The sequence below is a fragment of the Nocardia sp. FBN12 genome, from assembly GCF_054031145.1.
Map to the genome: position 1 here is coordinate 940,932 of NZ_CM132926.1, position 23,347 is coordinate 964,278.

The 23,347-nt window shown below is 68.9% G+C and carries 21 protein-coding genes; 11 read left to right on the plus strand and 10 right to left on the minus strand.

Features of this window, described 5'->3' with window-relative positions:
• Positions 1 to 139 precede the first annotated feature (139 nt).
• The 3 genes from ACWZHB_RS04755 (at position 140) to ACWZHB_RS04765 (ending at position 5,340) form a co-directional block, all read left to right on the plus strand.
• Entirely contained in the window at positions 140 to 1,438 is a 1,299-nt protein-coding gene (locus ACWZHB_RS04755) for a DNA polymerase IV (RefSeq protein WP_427909084.1), read from the plus strand.
• A 59-nt stretch (positions 1,439 to 1,497) separates the two neighbouring features.
• Positions 1,498 to 1,995: a hypothetical protein gene (locus ACWZHB_RS04760; RefSeq protein ID WP_427906704.1), complete on the plus strand. Its 498-nt coding sequence runs from the start codon at positions 1,498 to 1,500 to the stop codon at positions 1,993 to 1,995.
• Between the two features lie 105 nt (positions 1,996 to 2,100).
• Positions 2,101 to 5,340, plus strand: coding sequence for an arabinosyltransferase domain-containing protein (locus ACWZHB_RS04765; protein WP_427906705.1), 3,240 nt, complete (start codon positions 2,101 to 2,103; stop codon positions 5,338 to 5,340).
• Between the two features lie 141 nt (positions 5,341 to 5,481).
• On the opposite strand, the gene ACWZHB_RS04770 is transcribed toward ACWZHB_RS04765, so the two are convergent.
• Together ACWZHB_RS04770 and rarD are read right to left on the minus strand one after the other, a co-directional pair.
• Positions 5,482 to 6,411, minus strand: a complete 930-nt coding sequence (locus tag ACWZHB_RS04770; protein WP_427906706.1) for an ADP-ribosylglycohydrolase family protein — start codon at positions 6,409 to 6,411, stop codon at positions 5,482 to 5,484.
• Positions 6,412 to 6,532: 121 nt separating this feature from the next.
• Positions 6,533 to 7,450 carry an EamA family transporter RarD gene (gene rarD / locus ACWZHB_RS04775; RefSeq protein WP_427906707.1) on the minus strand — a complete coding sequence of 306 codons (918 nt, stop codon included), beginning with the start codon at positions 7,448 to 7,450 and terminating at the stop codon, positions 6,533 to 6,535.
• Positions 7,451 to 7,484: 34 nt separating this feature from the next.
• Between rarD and ACWZHB_RS04780 the strand changes: the two genes are divergently transcribed.
• On the plus strand, positions 7,485 to 9,908 hold the full coding sequence (locus ACWZHB_RS04780) for a cation-translocating P-type ATPase (RefSeq protein ID WP_427906708.1): 2,424 nt from the start codon (positions 7,485 to 7,487) through the stop codon (positions 9,906 to 9,908).
• Between the two features lie 119 nt (positions 9,909 to 10,027).
• On the plus strand, positions 10,028 to 10,192 hold the full coding sequence (locus tag ACWZHB_RS04785; RefSeq protein WP_427906709.1) for a hypothetical protein: 165 nt from the start codon (positions 10,028 to 10,030) through the stop codon (positions 10,190 to 10,192).
• Positions 10,193 to 10,208: 16 nt separating this feature from the next.
• Here ACWZHB_RS04785 and ACWZHB_RS04790 read toward each other — a convergent pair whose 3' ends face one another.
• The 3 genes from ACWZHB_RS04790 to lspA form a co-directional block, all read right to left on the minus strand.
• Entirely contained in the window at positions 10,209 to 11,078 is an 870-nt protein-coding gene (locus ACWZHB_RS04790) for a hypothetical protein (RefSeq protein ID WP_427906710.1), read from the minus strand.
• Complete coding sequence (locus tag ACWZHB_RS04795; RefSeq protein ID WP_427906711.1) at positions 11,071 to 11,997, minus strand: RluA family pseudouridine synthase; 927 nt, start codon at positions 11,995 to 11,997, stop codon at positions 11,071 to 11,073. The genes ACWZHB_RS04790 and ACWZHB_RS04795 overlap by 8 nt, the downstream gene beginning before the upstream one ends.
• 73 nt (positions 11,998 to 12,070) lie before the next feature.
• Positions 12,071 to 12,688: a signal peptidase II gene (lspA, locus tag ACWZHB_RS04800; protein ID WP_427906712.1), complete on the minus strand. Its 618-nt coding sequence runs from the start codon at positions 12,686 to 12,688 to the stop codon at positions 12,071 to 12,073.
• A gap of 85 nt (positions 12,689 to 12,773) precedes the next feature.
• On the opposite strand from lspA, the gene ACWZHB_RS04805 reads away from it, so the two are divergent.
• Entirely contained in the window at positions 12,774 to 13,727 is a 954-nt protein-coding gene (locus ACWZHB_RS04805; RefSeq protein WP_427906713.1) for a hypothetical protein, read from the plus strand.
• Positions 13,724 to 14,446 carry a hypothetical protein gene (locus ACWZHB_RS04810; protein ID WP_427906714.1) on the plus strand — a complete coding sequence of 241 codons (723 nt, stop codon included), beginning with the start codon at positions 13,724 to 13,726 and terminating at the stop codon, positions 14,444 to 14,446. Before ACWZHB_RS04805 ends, ACWZHB_RS04810 begins: the two co-directional genes overlap by 4 nt.
• Positions 14,447 to 14,459: 13 nt before the next feature.
• Here the strand turns inward: ACWZHB_RS04810 and ACWZHB_RS04815 are convergent, their stop codons facing one another.
• Positions 14,460 to 15,308 (minus strand): TIGR03619 family F420-dependent LLM class oxidoreductase, encoded by an 849-nt coding sequence (locus ACWZHB_RS04815; RefSeq protein WP_378660517.1) that lies wholly within the window; start codon positions 15,306 to 15,308, stop codon positions 14,460 to 14,462.
• A 190-nt stretch (positions 15,309 to 15,498) separates the two neighbouring features.
• On the opposite strand from ACWZHB_RS04815, the gene ACWZHB_RS04820 reads away from it, so the two are divergent.
• Positions 15,499 to 15,966: a VOC family protein gene (locus ACWZHB_RS04820; protein WP_427906715.1), complete on the plus strand. Its 468-nt coding sequence runs from the start codon at positions 15,499 to 15,501 to the stop codon at positions 15,964 to 15,966.
• A gap of 60 nt (positions 15,967 to 16,026) precedes the next feature.
• Here ACWZHB_RS04820 and ACWZHB_RS04825 read toward each other — a convergent pair whose 3' ends face one another.
• Both ACWZHB_RS04825 and ACWZHB_RS04830 read right to left on the minus strand, forming a co-directional pair.
• Positions 16,027 to 16,449, minus strand: a complete 423-nt coding sequence (locus tag ACWZHB_RS04825) for a QcrA and Rieske domain-containing protein (protein WP_427906716.1) — start codon at positions 16,447 to 16,449, stop codon at positions 16,027 to 16,029.
• 120 nt (positions 16,450 to 16,569) lie between these two features.
• Entirely contained in the window at positions 16,570 to 17,532 is a 963-nt protein-coding gene (locus ACWZHB_RS04830) for a LysR family transcriptional regulator (RefSeq protein ID WP_427906717.1), read from the minus strand.
• 217 nt (positions 17,533 to 17,749) lie between these two features.
• Here ACWZHB_RS04830 and ACWZHB_RS04835 point away from each other — a divergent pair, with 217 nt between their 5' ends.
• The 3 genes from ACWZHB_RS04835 to ACWZHB_RS04845 all read left to right on the plus strand — a co-directional run bounded on the left by ACWZHB_RS04835 (position 17,750) and on the right by ACWZHB_RS04845 (position 20,471).
• On the plus strand, positions 17,750 to 18,373 hold the full coding sequence (locus tag ACWZHB_RS04835) for an NADPH-dependent F420 reductase (RefSeq protein ID WP_427906718.1): 624 nt from the start codon (positions 17,750 to 17,752) through the stop codon (positions 18,371 to 18,373).
• A gap of 94 nt (positions 18,374 to 18,467) precedes the next feature.
• Complete coding sequence (locus ACWZHB_RS04840) at positions 18,468 to 19,403, plus strand: SDR family oxidoreductase (RefSeq protein ID WP_427906719.1); 936 nt, start codon at positions 18,468 to 18,470, stop codon at positions 19,401 to 19,403.
• A gap of 90 nt (positions 19,404 to 19,493) precedes the next feature.
• Positions 19,494 to 20,471, plus strand: coding sequence for an NAD(P)-dependent alcohol dehydrogenase (locus ACWZHB_RS04845; RefSeq protein WP_427906720.1), 978 nt, complete (start codon positions 19,494 to 19,496; stop codon positions 20,469 to 20,471).
• A gap of 114 nt (positions 20,472 to 20,585) precedes the next feature.
• On the opposite strand, the gene ACWZHB_RS04850 is transcribed toward ACWZHB_RS04845, so the two are convergent.
• Both ACWZHB_RS04850 and acs read right to left on the minus strand, forming a co-directional pair.
• Positions 20,586 to 21,269, minus strand: a complete 684-nt coding sequence (locus tag ACWZHB_RS04850; RefSeq protein ID WP_427906721.1) for an LON peptidase substrate-binding domain-containing protein — start codon at positions 21,267 to 21,269, stop codon at positions 20,586 to 20,588.
• Positions 21,270 to 21,380: 111 nt separating this feature from the next.
• Positions 21,381 to 23,285: an acetate--CoA ligase gene (acs, locus tag ACWZHB_RS04855; protein WP_427906722.1), complete on the minus strand. Its 1,905-nt coding sequence runs from the start codon at positions 23,283 to 23,285 to the stop codon at positions 21,381 to 21,383.
• Positions 23,286 to 23,347: the final 62 nt, after the last annotated feature.

A 23,347-nucleotide genomic window follows, 5' to 3' on the forward strand; every position in this document is an offset into this window, starting at 1 on the left:
CACGGTTGTGAACGGCTCGAGGGAATTGTCGGTGGCCGGGCGTAGATTGCGACTCGTGCGCACCCACACCCCTGTCGCCGGGGCTCCGGCCAGGCCCGATGCGGCCGTCACTGCCCGGCGCTGGGTGCTGCACATCGATATGGACGCCTTCTTCGCCTCGATAGAGCAATTGACGAGACCCACGCTGCGGGGGCGCCCGGTCCTCGTCGGTGGGGCGACCCAGCGCGGAGTGGTCGCGGGGGCCAGTTACGAGGCTCGGGTCTACGGCGCGCGTTCGGCCATGCCGATGCATCAGGCCCGGCGCCTGATCGGCGTGTCGGCCGTGGTCGTGCCGCCGCGCGGTGCGCTGTACTCGGTGCTGAGCGGGCAGGTGTTCGACGCGTTGCGCAGCTGTGTTCCGGTACTGGAGACGCTGTCGTTCGACGAGGCCTTCGCCGAGCCCGCCGAGTTGGCGGGCGCGAGTGTGGCGCAGGTGCAGGACTACTGCGCGATGCTGCGCGCGCTCGTCCTGGCGCAGACCGGCCTCACCGCCTCGATCGGCGCGGCGACCGGGAAACAACTCGCCAAGATCGGCTCCGGCCTCGCGAAACCCGATGGGATGCGGGTGATTTCCCCCTCCGAGCAGGGTGAACTGCTCGCCTCGCTCCCGGTGCGCAAACTGTGGGGGATCGGGCCGGTCGCCGAGAGCAGGCTGCGCAGCCTCGGTATCGAGACGGTCGGCGCGTTCGCCGCACTGCCGGAATCGGAGGCCGCCTCGATCCTCGGCGGCAGCATGGGCGCCGCCCTGCACCGGCTCGCGCGCGGGATCGACGACCGCCCGGTCGCCGAACGCGCCGAGGCCAAACAGATCAGCGCCGAGAACACCTACGAGCGCGACATCGTCACCATGGCGCAGCTGCGCGCCGCCGTCACCGCGATGGCCGCCTCGGCGCATCGCAGGCTCGAACGCGACGGCCGCGCAGCCCGCACCGTGGTGCTCAAACTCAAGAAGTCCGATATGGGCATCGTGACCAGGTCGTTCACCCTGCCCTACGCCACCGCCGACCTGACCACTCTGGCCGCCGCCGCGCAACGCTCCGCGATCGACCCCGCCGAGCTCGGCCCGATCCGTCTGGTCGGGGTCGGCTACGGCGGATTGTCGCTGGTACGACAGGAATCGCTGTTCCCCGAACTCGATCAGGCCGTGCCCGAGGACCTCGGCACCGTCACCGACACGGCGCCGCCACCGGAAGAGCAGCCGAATCTGCCTGCGGGACTGTGGTTTCCGGGAATGGATGTGAATCACCCGGAATTCGGGCACGGGTGGGTACAGGGCGCGGGCTACGGCGTGGTGACCGTGCGTTTCGAGACCAGCTCGACAGGTCCCGGTGCGGCGCGTACCTTTCCAGCCGACGACACGGGGCTGACACGGGCCGATCCGCTCGCCAGTCTCGCGTGAAGAGTAGCCTCGGCTACCGCGATGGAATCCCGCCCCCCTCGAACGCAAAGGACGAGCAGTTGAAGCTTCGTACGACCGGACGTGTAGCGATCGCCGGACTGGCCGTGGTCGCCGCCCTCGGCCTGAGCGCGTGCAGCGACGACAAGGGTGACAAGCCCGCCGCCAAAACCACCACCAGCGCGAAGGCTTCGGCCTCGGCCGCCGCGGACCTGCCCCCCGTGCCGACCGTGGAGGAGCTCAACCAGCAGCTCACCACCGCGCTCGACCCGTCGGTCCCCAACGACCAGAAGCTGGACTTCGTGCAGGGCGGCGAGGCCGACCCCGAGCTGCCGAACCGGTTGGCCCAGGCCGCCTCGGACGCCAATGTCCAGGTGCAGGTCACCGAGGTGACCTCCTTCGGTGACAGCGTCAACGCGAAGGCCAACTTCACGGTCAACGGTCAGACCAATGTCGTCGACGTGCCGTTCGTGGCCGAAGAGGGCAAGTGGAAGGTCCAGAAGTCGTGGGCCTGCGGCATGATGACCAACCTGGGTCAGACCTCGGTCGCCTGCCCCTGATCTGCCCCGCTCGAGCCCCGTTCGGAGGTTTCCGGACGGGGCTTTTGCGTGCGAGTCGAGACGGTGTTTCGCCTGCTGCCGGTGGCGCGGCTACTATCGGGCCCCGTGGTAGAGACGATCGTGCGGCAGGGGCATCCGCCCAAGGATGTGTCGGAGCCGGCGCGACGTGATCGCCCGGGGTGGGCGCGCATCGTCGCGATCGTCGCGGGACTGATCGGCATTCTCAGTGCCGCGGTGATCCCGTTCCTGCCCGTCCGGGTCGACGCCGCGACGGTGTCGTGGCCCCAGCAGGGTTCGCCCGCCGCGGTGGAATCGCCGCTCATCGCCTACGCGCCCGCCGCCTTGTCGGCCACGGTGCCGTGCGCCTCGTTGAGTTCGCTGGCGGCCACCGGCGGTGTCGCGGTCTCGACCGTGCCACGCCAGTCGGCCGACATGGAGAAGTACGGCTTCGTCGTCAAAGTGGTCGCCGATACCGCGGAACGCCCCGGCCGCGTGGACGTCGTCTCGCGCTCGACACTGGTGTGGACGGCGCCACTGGCGGAGGTGCTCGACCGCTCCTGCGCGCTGACGATCGCGATCACCCCGCAGGAATCCACTGTCACCACAACCGGTCTCGGTGAAGGCGCCACCGTGGCCGCCGATCTGCGTCCCCAGGTCGTCGGCGTATTCAGCGAGTTGACCGGCGCCGCCCCCGCGGACCTCGCGGTGCGCGTCGACGTCGACGCCCGCTACACGTCCTCGCCGACCTGGCTCAAACTGGCCGCGATCGTGCTGTGCCTGCTCGCCACCGCCGTGGCGCTGTTCGCCCTGCACCGCCTCGACGCCCTCGACGGCCGCTCCGCGCGTCGATTCCTGCCGCAACGCTGGTGGCGGCTGCGCCCGGTCGACTGGCTGGTGTTCTCGGTGCTGCTCGTCTGGCATTTCATCGGCGCCAACACCTCCGACGACGGCTACATCCTCGGGATGGCGAGGGGGGCGCGCAGTTCGGGCAACATGTCGAACTACTACCGGTGGTTCAGCGTGGACGAGGGGCCGTTCTACACCCCGTACGTCGACATCATCGGCTGGCTCACCCACATCTCCGCGGTGAGCCCGCTGGTCCGGCTGCCTGCCCTCGGCGCGGGCGTGCTGACCTGGTGGCTGATCAGCCGCGAAGTGCTGCCGCGCCTCGGTGTGGCGGTGCGCCGCGAACGTGTCGCCACCTGGACCGCGGCCTTCGTCTTCCTGGCTTTCTGGCTGCCCTACAACAACGGTCTGCGCGCGGAATTCGTGGTCGCGCTGGGTGTTCTGGTCACCTGGGTCTCGGTCGAACGAGCAATCGCGACCCGACGACTCGTGCCGTTCGCCGTCGCCGTGATCGTGGCCGCGTTCACCCTCACCGGCGCACCGTCGGGCCTGATCTGCCTCGGCGCGCTGGTGGCCGGTGCGCGTGTCGTCACCGCGATGATCGTGGCGCGGTCGAAGTCGGTGGGCTACCTCGCGCAACTGCTGCCGATCCTGGCAGCGGGCACAGTGGTGCTCACCGTCGTCTTCGCCGACCGGACCTTCGCCGGTGTGCGGGAGATGTTCGCCGTGCACAACGTGATCGGGCCGGGGGAGTCCTGGTTCTTCGAATTCCTGCGTTACCAATACCTGCTGCAGCTCAACGCTGATGGCTGGCTGACCAGGCGATTCGGTGTCTTCGCGATGCTGATCGGCCTCATCGTCTGCACCGCCGTCATGCTGCGCCGCGGCGGCCACATCCCCGGAACCGCGGTCGGCCCGGTCCGGCGCATGCTCGGCATCACCCTCGCCGCCATGGTGCTGATGATGTTCTCGCCCACCAAGTGGACCCACCAGTTCGGTGTCTTCGCGGGCTTGGCGACCTGTGTCGCCGCGGTGACCGCGGTCGCGGTGAGCGCAGGAGTCCTGCGGCCGATGCGCAACCGTGCGCTGTTCGCCGCTGGTGTCTTCTTCGCACTGTCGATGACCTGGGTCGGTGCCAACGGGTACTGGTACGTCTCCTCGTGGGGAATCCCCTGGTGGGACAAGCCGCCGACGGTCGCCGGTTACGGCGTCTCGACCTTGTTCGTCGGCCTTACCCTGGTGGCGCTCGCCGTGGCGGCATGGTTCCACGTCCACCCGAACCTGAATCCGAAGGCCGAGGTGGGGCGGTTCGCCGGGATGCCGGTCCTCGCCATCGCCGCCGCGATGATGGTGCTGTTCGAAGTGGCCTCCTTCGCCAAGGCCACCGTCGCCCAGTACCCCGCGTACTCCCTCGCCGAATCCAACTTCTCGGCGGCCTTCGCCGGAGGGTGCGGCATGGCTGATGAGGTGCTCGTCGAAACCGACCCGAACGCCTCGATGCTCGCGCCGCTGTCCGGTGACATGCCCGCGACGATGAACGGCACCGAATCCACCGGCTTCCGGGCCGACGGCGTCGCACCGGTCCTCACCTCGGACGAGGTGGAATCGACCACCGGGCAAGCGAATTCGGTGTCCGACGACCCCGACAAACTGCGCGACGCCTCCACCTCGGCCGGCTCGGAATCGCGACAGGGCTCGTTGCAGCTCCCGTTCGGTCTCGACCCCGCGACCACGCCGGTGCTCGGCAGCTACCGCCCCGGCACGCAGGAGCCCGCGGCGCTGACCACCGGTTGGTTCCGCCTCCCGGACGGCCCACGCGGCCCGTTGCTGGCGATGTCGGTGGCCGGGCGAATCCGCACCGTGGACGCCGACGGCATCGTCCACCCCGGCCAGGAACTGGCTGTCGAGTACGGCACCGCCGCGGCTGACGGCAGCGTCACCGTGACCGGCCGGATCGCGCCGACCGACATCGGCCCGGCGCCGATGTGGCGCAATCTGCGGATCCCGATGGACCAGTTGCCGTCGGAGACGAGCGTTGTCCGCCTGGTCGCCGCAGACAAGGATCTCGGCCCCGATCAGTGGCTCGCGGTCACTCCGCCGCGCATGCCGCAGACCACCACGCTCAGCGCGCTGGTCGGCCGCGACGCACCGGTGCTCCTGGATTGGGCGGTGGGACTGCACTTCCCGTGCCAGAACCAGATGCCCACCTACAACGGTGTCGCCGAGCTCCCCGAATACCGCATCCTGCCCGACCGCAACGGCGCCACCATCACCAACCTCTGGCAGGGCCACGACGGCGGCGGCCCCCTCGGCTGGACTCAGCTCCTGTTCACCGCCCGCACCCTCCCGACGTACCTGAACAACGACTGGGACCGGGACTGGGGCTCCCTCGAGCAGTACCTGCCCCTCGACACCACCGCCACTCCCGCGCAGGTGGATATCAACTCCGGCAACCGCTGGGGCACATGGACTCCGGGCCCCGTCATCACCGCCTGGTAGTCACCGGTCGAGCGTCGAGCCGAATCGCCGCCTGAGCGTCGGCCGGTCGCGTATAGCCCCCGGCGTTTCGCTCCACTGCGGTGATCGACCGTGGCGGCCGTGAGGTGGCGGCACAGCGCGCCGGTCCGGCTGCCGGCCTGGCTAACGGGAGTTGGTGGCTATGCGCAGGGCGAGGTCCGGGAGGTCGGCGCCGGTGAGGCCGGGGTAGCCGTGCAGGATGGCGCGCCAGCGGGCGGGGACCGCGGAGGCTCCCCAGCGGGCGCCGAGCAGACCGCCCGCGATGGCCGCGGTGGTGTCGGTGTCGTTGCCCGCACGGACACACGCCTCGAGCGCGAGCGGAAGGTGCTCGGGCGTCGATTGATCGGTGGTCGTGATCGCCCACCACGCGGTCTGCAGCGCGTGCACCACCCAGCCGTTGTTCGGGAAGTCGGCGGGTGTGCCCTTCTCCGCTTCGTCGAGCCGGTCGGTCCAGTACGCGGATTGCGGTGAGCCGCTGACGTATTCGCGAACCCCGTCGAAATCGGCGTTCAGGACGGCATGCCGGATCGCGTAGGTCCACATCTTGCACGCCTCGACAGCGTTCTCGTCGTGGTGCGTGAGCAACCCGACCCGGCCCGCGGCCGCGACGCATTCGGCGGCGTCGTCGAGATAGGCCAACGCGACCGGCGCGGTCCGCATCAGTGAGCCGTTACCGCCGGTGCGCCCGGTCAGCGACATCGCCACGGCCTGCATGTCCAGCGCGGAGGACGGCCTGGCGGACAAGACGTTTCGAGTCTGGTTCCCGATGTCGGGTGGCTTCGAGTCGTACCAGGAGACGAACCCCGCCGCGACCGCGTCGAGATCGATTCCCGGCCCACTGGCAGCGGCCACGGCCACGGCGACGGCCATCGACGTGTCGTCGGTCCACTCACCCGGCGCCCAGTCGAATACCCCGCCGCCGACCATGTCGACCACCGTGTCCGGCCCCGGCTGCGTGAACTCGTAGCCCGCCCCCAGCGCATCACCGGCGGCGGTGCCGACCAGCACTCCGGCGACCCGATCCGAGTACCCCGCATCGTGCACAGAACCCACCCCTCTCGGGTGCCCACTATCCGATTGTCCGATTAGCGAGCCTACCGGTCGGCTTGTGATCCACCGGCGATTCACACCGGTGTGACACCGAATCGAGCTGCCGATGTGACACCGAAGGGGGCTATCGCGCGGTTACGTCCGTGGCCTCGGCGACCGAGGGCTGCCGGTTGCGGCGCGCTCGCAGCAGAGCGTCGGTGGTGAACACCGCCAGCGCCGTCCAGATCAGGGCGAAACCGGCCCACCGGGAGGGCGGCATGGGTTCGTGCATGACCGCCACGCCCCAGGCCATCTGGAGGGCCGGGGTGAGGTATTGGAGGATGCCCATGGTCGAGAGCGGGACTCGCTTGGCCGCGACGGCGAAGAGCAGCAGCGGGAGCAGCGTGACGGGCCCGGTGGCGAGCATGAGGCCGAAATGGGCGGGGCTGGAGGCCATTTCGCTGCGGCCGGTGGCCATCAGGACGATCAGGAACGCCAGCGCGAACGGCACGGCCACGATGCCCTCGGCCGCGATGCCGGGCAGCGCGTCGAGCCGGATCACCTTCTTTACCAGGCCGTAGGTGGCGAACGAGCAGGCCAGGATCAACGCGATCACCGGCGGCCTGCCGTAATCGACGGTCAGCACCACCACCGCCAGCGCACCGAGCCCCAACGCCACCCACTGCGCCCTGGTGAGCTTCTCCCGGAACAGCAGCACCCCGAAGGCGACGGTGACCAGCGGATTGATGAAGTAGCCGAGCGCGCATTCCACGATGTGGCCCGTGGTGACGCCGAAGACGTACACACCCCAGTTCAGCGACAACGCCGCCGAGGCCGCGGCGGCCATCCGCCAGGTCCTGGCATCGATCCCGCGCAGGCTACCCAGCCGCCCGGTCAGCGTGAGCGCGGCCAGCACCACGACCAGCGTCCAGACGATCCGCTGCGCCACCACTTCGGCAGGTGCGGCGAATGCCAGCAGCCCGAAGAAGGCGGCGAACGAACCCCAGATGAGGTAGGCCCCCGCGCCGAAAACGACACCGGGCGGGGATGAGCTGCGCTGCATTCATCCCATGATACGACCGGCTAATCTGACGAGCATGTCCATTTCCGTGCAGGAACCGGCAGCTGCCGGGCTCACCGCCGCACAGGTCGACGAGCGCCGCCGCGACGGGCGCACCAACGACGTCCCGGCCAGGGCGAGCCGGTCGGTCGGCGAGATCGTCCGCGCGAACGTGTTCACCCGCATCAATGCCATCCTCGGTGTGCTGTTCCTGCTGGTCCTGTCGACCGGCTCGATCATCGACGGCATGTTCGGGCTGCTCATCGTCGCCAACAGCGCGGTCGGCATCATCCAGGAAGTCAGGGCGAAACGGACCCTGGACGAGCTGGCGATCGTCAGCCAGGCCAAGCCGACGGTGCGCCGCGACGGCGTCGCCGAGCAGGTCGCGCCCGGCGAGGTGGTGCTCGACGATCTGATCGAGCTCGGCCCCGGCGACCAGATCGTGGTCGACGGTGAGGTCGAGGAGGCCGCCGCGCTCGAGATCGACGAGTCGCTGCTGACCGGTGAGGCCGACCCGATCGACAAGGGCGTCGGCGCGCCGGTGATGTCGGGCAGCTTCGTGGTGTCGGGTTCGGGCGCCTACCGCGCCACCAAGGTCGGTAAAGACGCCTACGCCGCGAAACTGGCAGAGGAAGCCAGCAAGTTCACGCTGGTGCACTCCGAATTGCGGTCGGGCATCGACAAGATCCTGAAATTCATCACCTACCTGCTCATCCCCGCCGGCCTGCTCAGCATCTACAACCAGCTGGTCTCCAGCGGGGAATCGTGGCGCCCGGCCGTCACCGGCATGGTCGCCGCGCTGGTGCCGATGGTGCCCGAAGGTCTGGTGCTGATGACGTCGATCGCGTTCGCGGTCGGTGTGGTGCGCCTGGGGCAACGTCAGTGCCTGGTGCAGGAACTGCCCGCGATCGAGGGTCTGGCCCGCGTCGACGTGGTGTGCGCCGACAAGACCGGCACCCTCACCGAGAACGGCATGCGCCTGGCGCAGGTCGAACCACTCGGCGCGTTCGACGAGGCGCAGGTGAAGGCCGTGCTGGCCGCACTCGCCGGCGACGACCCGCGCCCCAACGCCAGCGTCCAGGCCATCGCCGAAGCGCTGCCCGACTCGCCCGGCTGGTCACAGACCGCCATCGCGCCGTTCTCCTCGGCCAAGAAGTGGAGCGGCATTTCCTATGGCGCCCACGGTGATTGGTTGCTCGGTGCCGCCGACGTGCTGCTCGACCCCGCCTCCGGCGATGCCGCCCACGCCGAGCAGCTCGGCTCGTCGGGTCTGCGCGTGCTGCTGCTGGCGCGCAGCGACCGCCCGGTCGACGCCGACGACGCGCCCGGCACGGTCGAACCCGCCGCGCTGGTCGTGCTCGAACAGAAGGTGCGCCCCGACGCCAAAGAGACCCTCGAGTACTTTGCGAGCCAGCAGGTTTCGATCAAGGTGATCTCCGGCGACAACGCCGTGTCCGTCGGCGCTGTCGCCTCCTCGCTCGACCTGCCCGGCGGTGACCACGCCGTCGACGCGCGCACCCTGCCCGACGATCAGACCGCGCTCGCCGACGTCCTCGATCACGAGACCACCTTCGGCCGTGTGCGTCCCGATCAGAAGCGCGCGATGGTCGGTGCCCTGCAGTCGCGCGGGCACACCGTCGCCATGACCGGTGACGGCGTGAACGACGTGCTAGCCCTCAAGGACGCCGATATCGGTGTCGCGATGGGAGCGGGCAGCCCGGCCACCCGCGCGGTGGCGCAGATCGTGTTGCTGGACAACAAGTTCGCGACCCTGCCGTATGTGGTGGGGGAGGGTCGCCGGGTGATCGGCAATATCGAACGCGTCTCGAACCTGTTCCTCACCAAGACCGTGTACTCGGTACTGCTGGCGTTCCTGGTCGGTATCGCGGGCGTCGGTTCGCAGATCTTCGGCTACGACCCCATCGGGTATCCGTTCCTGCCGCGCCACGTCACCATCGCGGCGTGGTTCACCATCGGCATCCCCGCCTTCGTGCTCTCGCTCGCGCCCAACAACGAGCGCGCGCGCACCGGCTTCGTCGGCCGGGTGATGCGGCTGGCCGTGCCCTCGGGTGTGGTGATCGGCATCGCGACTTTCGTGGCCTACCTCATCGCCTACGCCGGACCGGAGGCCTCGGAAACGCAGAAGGTGCAGGCGGGTACCACCGCGCTGATCACGCTGATCATGATCGCGGTGTGGGTGCTCGTGCTGGTGGCGCGCCCGTATGTGTGGTGGAAGGTGGTGCTGATCGCGGTCTCGGTGCTGGCCTATGTCGCGCTGTTCACGATCCCGTTCACCCGCGAGTTCTTCAAGCTCGACCCCTCCAACCCGCGGCTGACGCTGGCGGCGGTGGTGTGCGGTGCGATCGGCATCGTGCTGGTCGAGCTGGCCTGGTGGGTACAGGCGCGGCGCTCCGGCGGCGCGGGCAAGCTGTTTCCCCCGGTGGGGGCGCAAGGGGCGTGACCGAGCGCTGACCGGGGCCGGTGGTTCCTCGAGAACCCTTGTGCCGTACGTACATTGGGTGTTGGAGTACCTTTGCCGGTTATGGAGGTAAAGCTGTCGCATCGTCCAGGGACCACCCGGTGACCCCCGACGACCTGGACGATCTGTTCGCCGATCTCATCGGGCAGATCGATCGACTCGACATCGATGCGCTGGATTTGATGGCAGCTGCTTATGACCAGGCCGGAGACGTCGATCGGGCCCGCGCGCTGTGGGATATCGCCGACATCCGCCGCGCCACCTGACGGCGCCGGGTGAGATCTACTCGGTCGGGACCGGGCCGTCATCGGGAACGGGTGTGACGGTGTCGCTGCTGCCGGGCAGGAGCGGACTCACCGCGAACCGGCCCGCGACAGCGTCGGGCGGTAGTGCCTGTACGGCCCTGATACCGGGTTGTGTTGCGAGATCACGCAATTGGGGCAGGGTGCCGCGCACCACGATCCCGGCCGTGCACGCGCAGCCTGCCCGCAAGCGGCTCGCGGTGACGCGGGCGATGTCGGCGCTGCGCTGATCGCGGAACCGCTGGGTCGCGACCAGACCCGCCGCGGCCTCGCCGGACTTCACCGCGGGCTCGTCACCGCCCGGAGTCGCGACGGTGATCACCGGCGTCTGGACCCGATCGATCGGCACGTGCTGGATCACCCCGGAGATCCGCAACCCGTCGGCCACTGCCGGAAGCTGTTGGGGCGCCACGTATTCGGTGAACGACACGAGTGCCCAATGCTGGTCGGCATCGCCACCGCCGAGGGATTTCCTCGCGTCGACCAGGTACTGCTCGACCTGCTCGCCGGGTGCGGGCCCCAGCCGATCGGTGGTCACCGCCGACGCGGGCGGCGGTTCGCGGAACGCGATCACCAGCAGGATCACCGCACCGATCGCCGTGATCCCGAATATCACCGAGTTGCGGAGCGAAACCCGTCGTTCTCGCGAGTCTTCCTCCGCGGCAGGTGTTTCCGCCGGCATGTTGCCGAGGGCCGCAGCGGAGGCATCCTCGGGCGAACCGCTGCCGACCGCGGCGGCCGGATCCCCGTGGCCGTCGGCCGGGGTGCCCGCGTGTGCTGCCGGTGAATCCCCGCGCTCGTCCGACGCCGTGTCCGGCGCTGGTTCGGACGACCGCGGGTCGTCAGGCATTGCGTAATACGTCCAAGGCGCCCGCCAGATCGTCGGGGTACTCACTGGTGATCTCGAGCCAGCGACCGTCGGCGGGGTGGTGGAAGCCGAGCTGACGCGCGTGCAGCCACTGCCGTTCCAGGCCGAGGCGTTTGGCCAGCGTCGGGTCGGCGCCGTAGGTGAGGTCACCCGCGCAGGGGTGGCGCACCGCCGAGAAGTGCACCCGGATCTGGTGCGTGCGGCCGGTCTCGAGGTGCACGTCGAGCAGGCTGGCCGCCTGGAACGCCTCGATGGTGTCGTAGTGGGTGACGCTGGGCCTGCCGTCGCCGGTCACCGCGAACTTCCAGGCATTGCCCCGCGCGCGCCCGATCGGCGCATCGATGGTGCCGCTGCTCGGATCCGGGTGTCCCTGCACGAGTGCATGGTATTGCTTGTCGACCGTGCGTTCCTTGAAGGCGCGCTTGAGCATCGTGTAAGCGTGTTCGGATTGTGCCACCACCATCACCCCGGAGGTGCCCACGTCGAGCCGGTGCACGATGCCCTGCCGTTCGTGCGCGCCCGAGGTGGAGATGCGATAGCCCATCGCCGCCAGGCCGCCGACCACGGTCGGGCCGGTCCAGCCGACACCGGAGTGCGCGGCGACGCCGATCGGCTTGTCCACCGCGACGATGTCGTCGTCGGCGTAGAGAATGTTCATCCCCTCGACCGGGGCGGCCTCGACCGTCAGCTCGCGCTTGGGTTCGGGGAAGATCACTTCCAGCCACGCGCCCGCGGTGAGCCGGTCGGACTTGCCCGCGGCGACCCCGTCGATCTGCACCGAGCCGTCCTCGGTCAGCGCCACCACCGCGGTCCGCGAGAGGCCGAGCAGCCGGGCGAGTCCCGCGTCCACCCGCATCCCGTCCAGGCCATCGGGAACGGGCATCGTTCTGGTTTCTCTCATGCAGCGTCCTCCTGCGTATGCCCGAGGGGCCCTCCGTGGTTACGCAAGCTGCCGCCTCCGGGCCCTGACTCGGTCATACGGTCTCCTCGGTGTGTTTGCGACCGCTGCGGGTGCCGTCCGGTTCGAAACCGAACACGGTGAGCGCGACCAGCAGGATCGCCCCGCACACGATGGCCGAGTCGGCGACATTGAAGACCGGCCACCAGCCGACGGCGACGAAGTCGACCACATGGCCCTGCAGCGGGCCTGGGTATCGGAAGAGCCGGTCGACCAGGTTGCCCAGCGCCCCGCCGAGCACCATGCCGAGACCGATGGCCCACCACAGCGAACGCAGGGTGCGCCCGATCCGGATCACCCCGATCACCACCGCGGCGGCGATCAGGGTGAGCAGCCAGGTCATGCCGGTCGCCATCGAGAACGCCGCGCCCGGATTGCGCACCAGGGTGAACCGCGCGAAATCGCCGATGATCGGCACCGATTCGCCCGGGTCGATGAAGGCGACCGCGAGGCATTTGGTCAGCAGGTCGAGCCCGAACAGCACGACGGCGATGATCAGCAACATCGGTAAACGACGGCGACCAGCGGGTTTCGCCTTCTCGATGGCCTCGGGCACGGCAGCGGCCGACGGGGGGACGGAGTCGTCGCCGGTCTCGGGAACGGCAGCGTTGTCGGTTGGCCGGTCTTCACTCACGCGTCCATCATTCCCTAGTGGTGATCTGGCCTGCGCCGCGGTGCCGAGGAGTCCCAGGTGTTACTCAGGAAGCGGTCGTACGCTGATGGCTGTGACGGTGTTGTCTAGATCTCGCTTACCCCGCGTCGCGCGCCCCGGGGTGTTACTGGTGGCGCTCGTGCTGGGGTTCGCGACCTTCGGCGCCGGGTGCGCCGACCGCTCGGCCCCGGCCGCGGAGGTCGACGGCACCGAACCGCTCGGCATCGGCAAGGAAGTCACCGTGCCGATCTCGGCGGCGGTCACCACGATGATCTCGCCCGGCGAGGAGCCGCGCGATCTGCTGCGGCCGCGCTATGTCGCGGGCACCACCCAGGAGGTGACGCTGCGCACCGACTACCGAATCCAGCAGCAGGTCAACGATCAGCCGGCCCGCGACTTCTCGCCCGCCGCGCTGACCATCCCGATGATCGCGCGCGCGGGCGCCGATGGCGTCGACCTCACCGTCGGCGCGGTCACCACCCCCGACCCGGCGCTCAACAAGGCCTTCACCTCGGCCGACGGGTCACACGCCGGTTTGGGGATGAGCGATCTCGGCGCGATCACCGAGCTGCGCATGGCTCCGTCGCCGGACACCCCGAACAACGCGCGGGCCGCGCTCGAACAGGCCTTCTACCAGGCGGTGTACCAGTCGATCGCGTTCCCGGACCAGCCCGTCGGCATCGGTGCGGTGTGGACGGTGCATCAGAAGATCACCGGCGCGGTCACCCTGGACCAGATCACCACGGCCACGCTCACCAGCCGCGAGGGTGACCGGCTCACCATCGACCTGCAGGTGAATCAGACGCCCACCGACATGGTGTGGGAGTTGCCCAACGACGCGGGCGAGCTCGACATCGACAATTACGTGATGGAAGGTGTCGGCTCGATCACTATCGATCTCGGGATGCCGCTGCCGGTTTCGGGTTCGATCGAGATCGGTGGTCAGCAGACCTATCGTGACGAGCGAAGCGTGAGCACGCTGGTCCAGACGCAGTCGACGCGCGTTTCCTGGACGGAATGATGCGGGTGAGTGTGCTGCGCGTCGGCGCAGTCGCTTCGGCGTGCGTGGGGCTGGTCGGGATCGCGGGCTGTGGGTCCGATGAGGACGAGTGCGGCTCGGCGGGATCGTGCGTGCCGTGGACAGGGCCGGTAACCGCCGCGCCCGGCAGCGGCACCGTCGTGCGGGATCCGGCACAGCTGTCGGCGGGCCTGCTCGCCGCCACGGATCTCCCCGGTGATTTCGCCGCGGTGCCGCCGCGCGCCGAGTCCGAGGCGCCCGCGGTCCCCGCGAAGGCGCTGACCGATCCGCCCGACTGCGCCCGCCTGCTCTCGCCTATCTCGCAGCAGTGGCCGGGGTCGGCTGCCGCCGCGTCGGTGCAGTTCGCGGGGCCGAGTTTCGCCACGATCGATATCGACGCGGCGAGCTATCCGGATACCGCCTTGGCTCCCGCGTTCGAAGCCCTGCAGGCGCAACCCCGGCGCTGTACCAGCTATTCGGGTGAAGACGAGGGCGTGCGGATCGAGTATCGAACCAGCGCGCTCGCACAGCCACCCGCGGGTGATGCGGGCGCGGCGTTCACCCTGACCGCCTCGAGCGAGGGACTCACCCTCACGTCGGCGACATCGCTTGTGCAAGTGGGGAACACGCTGGTTCAGGTTGTCGTCACGGCGCCGGAAGTCGTCGATCCCGGCGTGCTCGCCGATCTCACCGCGGCGCAAGTGCGCAAGCTCCGCGGCTGAGACCGGCTCGGGTTCACGCCGATACGGCGAGCTTCCCGCCGAGATGGCCGAGGTAGCCGCGGACCTCGTCGGCACTCTTGTCGGGAAGCCCGAAGACCACCTCGGTGACGCCTTGGTCGGCCCAGCTCGCGAGCTGCTCGGCATTGTGACGTCCGGCCAGCGCGATCACCCGCGGGGTGCCGTCGCGGCCTGCTTCCTTCCAGACCCGGTGCAGGAGCTCCACTTTGGCGCCGAGGTCACCTTCGGTCGGGGTGGTGATCCACCCGTCGGCGTTGGCGGCCAGCCACCCGAACGATTTCTCGGTGCCGCCCGCTCCGAGCAACACCGGAACCCCGGCGCGCACCGGCTTCGGCCAGGACCAGCTCGGGCCGAATTTCACGAAGTCGCCGGCGAATTCGGCTTCCTCCTGGGACCACAGCGCCCGCATCGCGTCGAGGTTCTCGCGCAACACCGTGCGCCGCTTGTTCGCGGGGACGCCGTGATGGGCGAGTTCATCGGTGTTCCAGCCGAATCCGACGCCGAGCTCCACCCGTCCACCGGACAGGTGATCGAGCGAGGCGATGGTCTTGGCGAGGGTGATCGGGTGGTGCTCGGCGGGCAGCGCCACCGCTGTCGACAGGGTGATCCGCTCGGTGACCGCGGCGGCGGTGGCCAGCGCGACCCACGGGTCGAGCGTGCGCAGATACCGGTCGTCGGGCAGCGATGAGTCGCCGGTCTGCGGATGGGCCGCGGCCCGCACCACCGGAATATGGGTGTGCTCCGGGACGTAGAACGCGTCGAATCCCGCGTCTTCGGCGGCCTTCGCCGCATCGGCGGGCGCGATGCCCCGGTCACTGGTGAACAAGACAACCCCGTAGCGCACGTCCCGGCCCTCCGACTTCGACAGCAAAACTGAAACAGGTTCTAAACCTGAAACAAGTTCTACAGGAGTAAAACGAGTTCTACTAGTCCTGATCTCAACGGATGGCCGAAGAAGCGACGACCTTTCCCCGAGCACGCGAGGGGAATACGCTGGGGTCGTCCGAACATCACTCTCGACACGGAGGTATCCGATGTCTGATGTTTCACCGTTCCCCGAAGGCTATCCGCGGATCTGTCCCGGCCTGGCGTGCGCGGGAGCGGCCGCAGCGATCGACTTCTATACCGCCATTTTCGGCGCTACCGTGCGCATGAAGATGGACGGCCCGGGCGGCACCATCGTGCACAGTGAACTGCTCGTCGGCGACTCGGTGCTGATGGTCGGCGACCCCGTCCCCGAGATCGGCTTCATCGACCCGAAAACCGTCGGCGGCTCCCCGGTGAACCTGATGGTGTACGTCGCCGACGCGGACGCCGCCTTCGCCGCGGCGCTCGACGCGGGCGCTACCGCGACCACTCCGATGACCGACCAGTTCTACGGCGACCGCAGCGGCGCCTTCGAGGATCCGTGGGGTCACCGCTGGACCGTGGCCACCCACATCGAAGATGTGTCTGCGGAAGAAATGGAACGGCGCATGTCGGAAATGATGGACGCAGGCTGATCGAATCGTCACGCCCGCACTGCCGGCAATGTCGCGGTGCGGGTGTGGCGCGCGTTCGGATTACGCGGGAACGATCGATTCCCCCTCGACGCGAACAGGTTTGGCGGCCAGCGGCTCGTTGGCAGGACCGCCGCGCACGGCACCGTCGAGCCCGAACCGGCTGCCGTGGCAAGGGCAATTGATGGTCCCTTTGGCCACGGTCGCGACCTTGCATCCGGCGTGCGTGCAGGTCGACGACAGCCCGACGAAATTGCCCGCGGTCGGCTGCGTGACCACCGTGTCGCCGACGATCACCCCACCACCCACCGGAACATCCGCCACCTTGGCCAGCGCGCCTGCCGGTGCCCCGGGTTCGGCCGGCGCGGCGGGCGCCGATTCGCTCGTCGCCGAGCTACCGCAAGCGGTCAGCGTCGCCGCAACGGCCAGTGCGCCCGCACCCACGACGGCGGTACGACGGTTCAGCGAGCAATCAATGATGGTCATCGGTCGTTCTCCGATCAAAGTATGGCCGTCACGCCGACCGGCTCCTTCCCTGTCAACGACCTACAGCCGCTCCCGGTTCGACCGAATTCGATATTGTCCGATCCCGAGGTGCTGTCACGACTACTGCTGCGTGCCGAGGCCGTCGCCTCCTCTCGCACCGAAGGCCTCGAAATCCCCGAAGTTTTCGAAGCGTTCGGTGCCGCCTGAATGAGCCTCATGGTCCCCACATTCTGCCGTGATCTCGGCCGTCGCTCGCGCCGCGGTGAGGAAGTCGTCGGCCAGCGGCGAGGTGCGCGATGCCGCCATCGCGAGGCACACCTGGCCGGGTGCGAGTTCCGGGATGGGTACGTAGCTGATGTCGGGACGTGAGTAGAACAGTGTCTCCGATCGCCCGACGAACGAGATGCCCCGGCCGGCCGCGACGTGCTCGAGCTTCTCCTCCACGTCGCGCACCCGCAGCCCGGAGTCGGGGTGCGGGCGCGTGGTGGGATGCGTGCTCGGGTCGGCATGCCAGACCAGCGGCTCACCGGCCAGGTCGGCTTCGGTGACCTCCTCCTTGCCTGCCAGCCGGTGGCCTGCGGGCAGCACCACCATGAGCGGCTCGGTGTACAGCGGGGTCACGCGCAGGCCGGTCTCGTCGATGGGCAGCCGCACATAGCCGACGTCGATGCGGCCGTCGAGCAGCATCGGGGCCTGGTCATCCCATTCGATCCGCTGCACATCCACGACCACGTCCGGATGTCGAGCCCCGAACGCCTTCGCCGCCGGGATGACCGGGATGCCGGTCCGGAAGCCGACCGTCAGCCGCCGGCTGCCGTGGGCGGCCACGGTCACCCGGCGGCGGACCGCGTCCGCGGCGGCGAGCAGCGGACCGGCGTCGGCCAGCAGTTGTCGGCCGGCGTCGGTCAGCGCCACGCCGTGGCGATCCCTGGTGAACAGCGAGGCGCCGAGATCGTGTTCCAGCGCGCGGATCTGCCGGCTGAGTACGGGCTGCGCGATATGCAGCTCTTCCGCGGCGCGGCCGAAGTGCAGCGTGTCGGCGACGGCGAGGAAGTAGCGCAGTTTGCGCGGGTCCAGATCCATGGAAACCTCCCGGTCCGGTGATGCCTTCAAGGTATCACCACGGCCGAAAGAGGTCTTGGACGGCCACGCAGGTCGAATGGCATCCTCAATAGGTGCCTACCTGATCGATACCCATTGGGGCCAAAGCGAATTCGGCATCGGAATTCGACATCGGGACTTGATTTCAGGGCCCCGAATCTGAATGCGTCCTATCCAGATCCAGAAAGCAGGCATACCCATGAGCAGCGTCAGCATCATCGGCTTGGGAAACATGGCAGGCACGCTGGCCGCCCGGGCGCTCGCCGGCGGCAACGCCGTCGAGATCATCGGCCGCGACCCGGCCAGAGCCGCGGAAGTGGCCGCCGCGCTCGGCGGCGGCGCCACGGCCGGGACATTCGGCACCACCCCGGCGGGCGACCTCGTCATCCTCGCCGTGCCGTACGCCAGCGCCGTGCCGGTCGTCGACCGGTACGGGGACGCGCTGGCCGGCAAGGTCGTCATCGACATCTCCAACACCTCCACCGCCGACGCCACGGGGCTGGTCACCCCTGACGGCACTTCCGGCGCGCAGGAGATCGCCGATGCGGTCCCGGCGAGCGCGAATGTCGTGAAGGCGTTCAACACCGTCTTCGGCCACATCCTGGCCCAGGGCGGCCCGCTGGACGTGCTCTTCGCCGGCGACGACGCGCGGGCGAAGGCGAGCGTGTCGGCGTTCATCGAGAGCCTCGGCTTGCGCCCGCTGGATGTCGGCGGCCTGGAGATGGCGCGCTGGCTGGAAGGGGTGGGTGTGCTGATGATCAGCCTGGCCCGTAATGGCGTGGGGGACTTCAACTTCTCTCTCGGCGTCAACCTTCGCGGCTGAGCGCACCCGCACCACCACTTCTCGCGTGCCATCACGTCAGTCGATCTACGGCACGAGAAATGCCGCCCGCCACCATCCTCAGAAGGACAGCAGCATGCGCGTTTTCGTCACCGGCGGGACCGGCCACTCCGGTTCGTACATCATCCCCGAGCTCATCACCGCCGGGCACGAGGTCACCGGCCTGGCCCGGTCGGACATGGCCGCGGCGGCCTTGTCCGCGCTCGGCGCGAAGGTGCGTCGCGGCGACCTCGAGGATCTCGACGGGCTCGCGAAGGCAGCCGCAGACTCCGACGGCGTCATCCACGTCGCGCACAGGCAAGACCTGCTTCCGGTCGGCGGGATCGACGCCGTGGCCGCCGCGGAACTCCCGATCGTCCTCGCGTACGGCGAGGCACTCGCGGGGACCGGAAAGCCGCTGGTCGCAGCGGGGAGCATCGGCTCAGCCGGGAGCCTGGGCCGGCCGGCCACCGAGGAGGACCCGGCCCTTCCCGGCGGCGATGAGTACAAGGGCACCCTGCGGGTTCGCAATGTCGTGGAAACCGCCGTAGTCGGCCTCGCCGAGCGGGGAGTGCGGTCTTCGGTCGTGCGGTTCGCCAACATCGCACACAGCACGACCGATCCTGCAGGCTTCCTCGTGCAGCTGATCGCGCTCGCGAAGGAGAAGGGCTTCGTCGGCTACCCCGGAGACGGCGCGAACCTGTGGAACGCCGTGCACGTCCGCGATGTCGCCTCCGTGTTCCGCTTGGCCCTGGAGAAGGGGCAGGCCGGCAAATATTGGCACGCGGTGGGGGACGGGGCCATCCCACTCCGCGAGATCGCCGAGGCCATCGGCAGCCGTCTCGGCCTGCCCGCAGTGAGCATTCCCGCGGACGAACTGATGGTGCCGGGATACTTCGGTTTCCTCGCGAACATCGTCACGCAGAGCTACCCGGCGTCCAACCTCATCACTCGCCGAACCCTCGGCTGGGAACCCACTCAGCCCGGCCTGCTCGCCGATCTGGACAACGGCCATTACTTCTCCGCCGGCTGATCGAAACGAACCGCGACGGGCTGAATCTCCGCCGAGCATCGGGGGATTCCCTGATGTGGGCGGGTGGTCGGGGCGCCTAGCGTTGTCGGTGTGAGGGCGATTGTGCAGCAGGTTTACGGGTCATCGGCGATGTTGTCGGTGGCGGAGGTCGAGCGGCCGCGGGCGGGAGCGGGGGAGGTGCTGGTTCGGGTGCACGCCGCGTCGGTGAATGCGCGGGATTGGCATGTGATGCGGGGCGATCCGAAGATCGCGCGGTGGATGGATCGGTCGGTCTTCGGCCGGCGGGGACCGGCGAACCCGGTGCCGGGCGGTGATTTCGCGGGGACGGTCGAGGAGGTGGGGGACGGCGTCAACGATCTGGCTGCCGGTGACGAGGTTTTCGGGGAGGCGGTCAGCGGCGCGTTCGCGGAGTACCTCGCGGTGCCGCGGGCATTGCTCGACCGGAAGCCGGCGAATCTGAGTTTCGAGGAAGCGGCGGCGGTGCCGTTGGCCGCCAATACCGCCCTCACCTGTCTGCGTGATGTCGGTGAGCGGGTGCTGATCATCGGTGCCTCCGGCGGGGTCGGCACCTTCGCGGTCCAGATCGCTTGGGCCGAGGGCGCGCAAGTCAGCGCGGTGTGCAGTACCCGCAACGTCGAGGCGGCCAGGTCGCTCGGCGCGGAGCACGTCTTCGACTACACCCGCGATACCGTGACCGGCCGCTACGACACCGTCCTCGACCTCGCCGGAACCCGGACCCTGCGCGCACTGCTTCGCCTCGTCGAACCCACCGGGACGCTGGTCATGTCCGGCGGCGGCAACTTCGACGGTGGCAGCTGGTTCGGCCCGGTCGGCTTGCTCGCGCGCGGGCAGCTGGCCCGTCCGTTCGTGAAACCGGCCATCCGTGCTCCCCTCGCGGAGCAGACTCCGGAGTCCCTGACCGAGCTCCGCGGACTGATCGAATCGGGCAAGCTCCGCCCGGCCGTCGACCGGACCTATCCGCTCGCCGAAACGCCTGCCGCTATCGAGTACATGGAGACCGAACATGCTCGGGCCAAGATCGTGATCACCATCGCCGCACCGGACTGACCGGAGAGTCGCCGATCTGCGATCATCGCCGAATCTGCTGCGGCCCTTCGCTTATCAGTCCTCGGCCCTGGACTCGCGTGGTGCATTTCCGGTGCGGCTTCGCGTCGGACTACATCACAGCAGGCGGAACTCCATCATCGCGATCGCGTCGTCGACCGCGGTGGACAGCGCCACGAGCCGACTGTGGGGGTCCGGGGCGGACAGCGCCGCCTGGCGGTCGGTCGGGCCGATCGGCAGGCGAGCGGCGAGCTCGTAGGAGCGAGTGGTCGGATCGTCGGACAGCTCGTCGAGCGAGGCCGACGGCGGCGGGCGACGGATGCCGTTGCGGCGGGCGAACTGTGCGGTCAGCGCGTGCAGGCGGGCCGCGCGCTCGCGGAGACCAGACAGCAACTCGCCGTCGCCGTCGGTGGGCCCGTCGGGCCAGACCTGCGCCAGAGCCTGGGGATAGGGCGCGTCATCGAGCCACTGCTCGATACGGAGACGCTCGGTTCCCTTGCAGCGCAGCCGGTACCGAGACCCGGGCAGCTCGATCACCTCAGTGATCCGGGCGACGGTGCCCACCTCCGTGCGCACCTCACCACCACCCACCTCGTGCCCACGCGCGATCAGCACGACACCGAATTCCGGCTCTCGCCGACCGTCCATGCAGTCCTCGACCAGCGCCACGTACCGCGGCTCGAAGATCTGTAATGACAGCGATTCGCCGGGTAGCAGCACCGCACCCAGCGGGAACATTGGTATCTCCACCGTCCCAGCATGCCCGGTACCGCGCGGGCTACGTCCATCCGGCGCGCTCACGCTGTGTCCTTTCGGCGGATTCGGGTCCGCGCGCCCGCGCCGCGGGACGGCCGGTCCCGCGCCATCGGACGTCCGTCGTGACGCGGGCCGCTACGTCGCGGCACCGATCCGTCACGCAGTGGCGATCGACTCGAACACCGTCGGGTCGACCAGTGTCGAGGTGTCGCCGAGTTCGCGGCCCTCGGCGACATCGCGCAGCAGTCGGCGCATGATCTTGCCGCTGCGTGTCTTGGGCAGCTCGGGCACGATGTGGATCTCGCGCGGCCGCGCGATCGGGCTGATCTCCAGCGAGACCGCCGCCTTCAGCTCGGCGACGAGCTCCTCGGCCGCGGCGGCCGAGCCCGTGAGGATGACGAACGCGACGATCCCCTGACCGGTGGTCTCGTCCGACGCGCCGACCACGGCGGCCTCCGCGACAGCGGGATGCCCGACGAGCGCGGATTCCACCTCGGCGGTGGAGATGCGGTGCCCGGACACATTCATCACGTCGTCGACGCGCCCCAGGATCCACAGATCGCCGTCGGCATCGAGCTTGGCCCCGTCGCCGGCGAAGTACCAGCCTTCGGAAGCGAAACGCTGCCAATAGGTTTCGCGGTAGCGGTCCATGTCGTTCCAGATGCCGCGCAGCATCGACGGCCACGGTTGATCGAGGACGAGCAGCCCGGATTCGTCGGAAGCCAGCGGCGTGCCCTCGTCATCGACGACCTTGGCGGAGATCCCCGGCAGGGGGCCCATCGCGGCGCCGGGCTTGGTGGCGGTGACGCCCGGCAGCGGCGCGATCATGATGGCGCCGGTCTCGGTCTGCCACCAGGTGTCGACGATCGGAGTCGCGTTTGCGCCGAACACTTCTCGGTACCAGCGCCAGGCTTCGGGGTTGATCGGTTCGCCGACGGAGCCGAGCAGCCGCAGGGTGCTCAGGTCGTGGGCGTCGGGGATCTCGCGGCCCCATTTCATGAAGGTCCGAATCAGCGTGGGCGCGGTGTAATAGATAGTGACGCCGTACTTCTCGATGATCTCGAAATGACGATTCTCGTCGGGGAAGTTCGGAGTGCCCTCGTACACCACCTGAGTCGCGCGGTTGGCGAGCGGCCCGTAGACGATGTAGCTGTGCCCGGTCACCCAGCCGATATCGGCGGTGCACCAGTACACGTCCTGTCCCGCTTTGTGATCGAAGACGTTGTGATGGGTGTAGGCGGTCTGGGTGAGGTATCCACCGGTCGTGTGCAGAATCCCCTTGGGCTTTCCGGTGGTGCCGGAGGTGTAGAGGATGAACAGCGGGTGCTCGGCGGGGAAGGCCTGTGCCTCGTGCGAAGGCGAAGCGACAGCGACGGTTTCGTCCCACCACAGATCGCGCACCTCGGTCCACGGGACGTCGAGGCCGACCCGGCGCACCACCAGCACGTGCTCGACGCTGGACGGATCCGAACCCAGCGCCTCGTCGACGGCGTACTTCAGCGCGGCGGGCTTCCCGCGCCGCCACTGCCCGTCGGTGGTCACGATCAGCCGGGCTTCGGCGTCGTCGACCCGCTGACGCAAGGCGGTGGGGGAGAACCCGGCGAACACCACCGAGTGGGTGAGCCCGAGCCGCGCGCACGCCAGCATCGTCACAATGGCTTCGGGCACCATCGGCATGTAGATCGCGACCCGATCACCGGCGACGAGGCCGAGCGTAGTGAAAGTATTTGCCGCCCTGCACACTTCATCGAGCAGTTCCGAGTAGGTGATGGCCCGGGAATCGCCAGGCTCGCCCTCCCAGTGGATGGCCACCTGGTCGCCGTGCCCGTCGAGCACGTGGCGGTCGAGGCAGTTGTAGGCGACGTTGAGTTCGCCGTCGCCGAACCAGCGCGCGACCGGCGCGTCGGACCAGTCGAGCACCTCGGTGAAGGGCTTGTGCCAGTGCAACCGGTTGGCCTGCTCGGCCCAGAAACCGTCGCGATCGGTGCGCGCCTGCTCGTACAGCGCGGCATCGGCATTGGCCTGCTCGACGAAACCCTGGGCGGGCGGGTAACTGGTCACAAGAAACTCTCCTTCGAAAACGTGGGGGAACAACCCGTGCCGGTGGGGCGAACCACCGGCAC

What these genes read in the sequence shown, in the direction of transcription:
- ACWZHB_RS04755 (WP_427909084.1), top strand. Translation starts at nt 140, where the DNA reads ATGGACGCCTTCTTCGCCTCGATAGAGCAATTGACGAGACCCACGCTG.
- ACWZHB_RS04820 (WP_427906715.1), top strand. Translation starts at nt 15,499, where the DNA reads ATGTCTGATGTTTCACCGTTCCCCGAAGGCTATCCGCGGATCTGTCCC.
- ACWZHB_RS04805 (WP_427906713.1), top strand. Translation starts at nt 12,774, where the DNA reads ATGGCTGTGACGGTGTTGTCTAGATCTCGCTTACCCCGCGTCGCGCGC.
- ACWZHB_RS04840 (WP_427906719.1), top strand. Translation starts at nt 18,468, where the DNA reads ATGCGCGTTTTCGTCACCGGCGGGACCGGCCACTCCGGTTCGTACATC.
- ACWZHB_RS04825 (WP_427906716.1), bottom strand. Translation starts at nt 16,449, where the DNA reads ATGACCATCATTGATTGCTCGCTGAACCGTCGTACCGCCGTCGTGGGT.
- ACWZHB_RS04830 (WP_427906717.1), bottom strand. Translation starts at nt 17,532, where the DNA reads ATGGATCTGGACCCGCGCAAACTGCGCTACTTCCTCGCCGTCGCCGAC.
- rarD (WP_427906707.1), bottom strand. Translation starts at nt 7,450, where the DNA reads ATGCAGCGCAGCTCATCCCCGCCCGGTGTCGTTTTCGGCGCGGGGGCC.
- ACWZHB_RS04795 (WP_427906711.1), bottom strand. Translation starts at nt 11,997, where the DNA reads ATGAGAGAAACCAGAACGATGCCCGTTCCCGATGGCCTGGACGGGATG.
- ACWZHB_RS04810 (WP_427906714.1), top strand. Translation starts at nt 13,724, where the DNA reads ATGATGCGGGTGAGTGTGCTGCGCGTCGGCGCAGTCGCTTCGGCGTGC.
- ACWZHB_RS04780 (WP_427906708.1), top strand. Translation starts at nt 7,485, where the DNA reads ATGTCCATTTCCGTGCAGGAACCGGCAGCTGCCGGGCTCACCGCCGCA.
- ACWZHB_RS04835 (WP_427906718.1), top strand. Translation starts at nt 17,750, where the DNA reads ATGAGCAGCGTCAGCATCATCGGCTTGGGAAACATGGCAGGCACGCTG.
- ACWZHB_RS04790 (WP_427906710.1), bottom strand. Translation starts at nt 11,078, where the DNA reads ATGCCTGACGACCCGCGGTCGTCCGAACCAGCGCCGGACACGGCGTCG.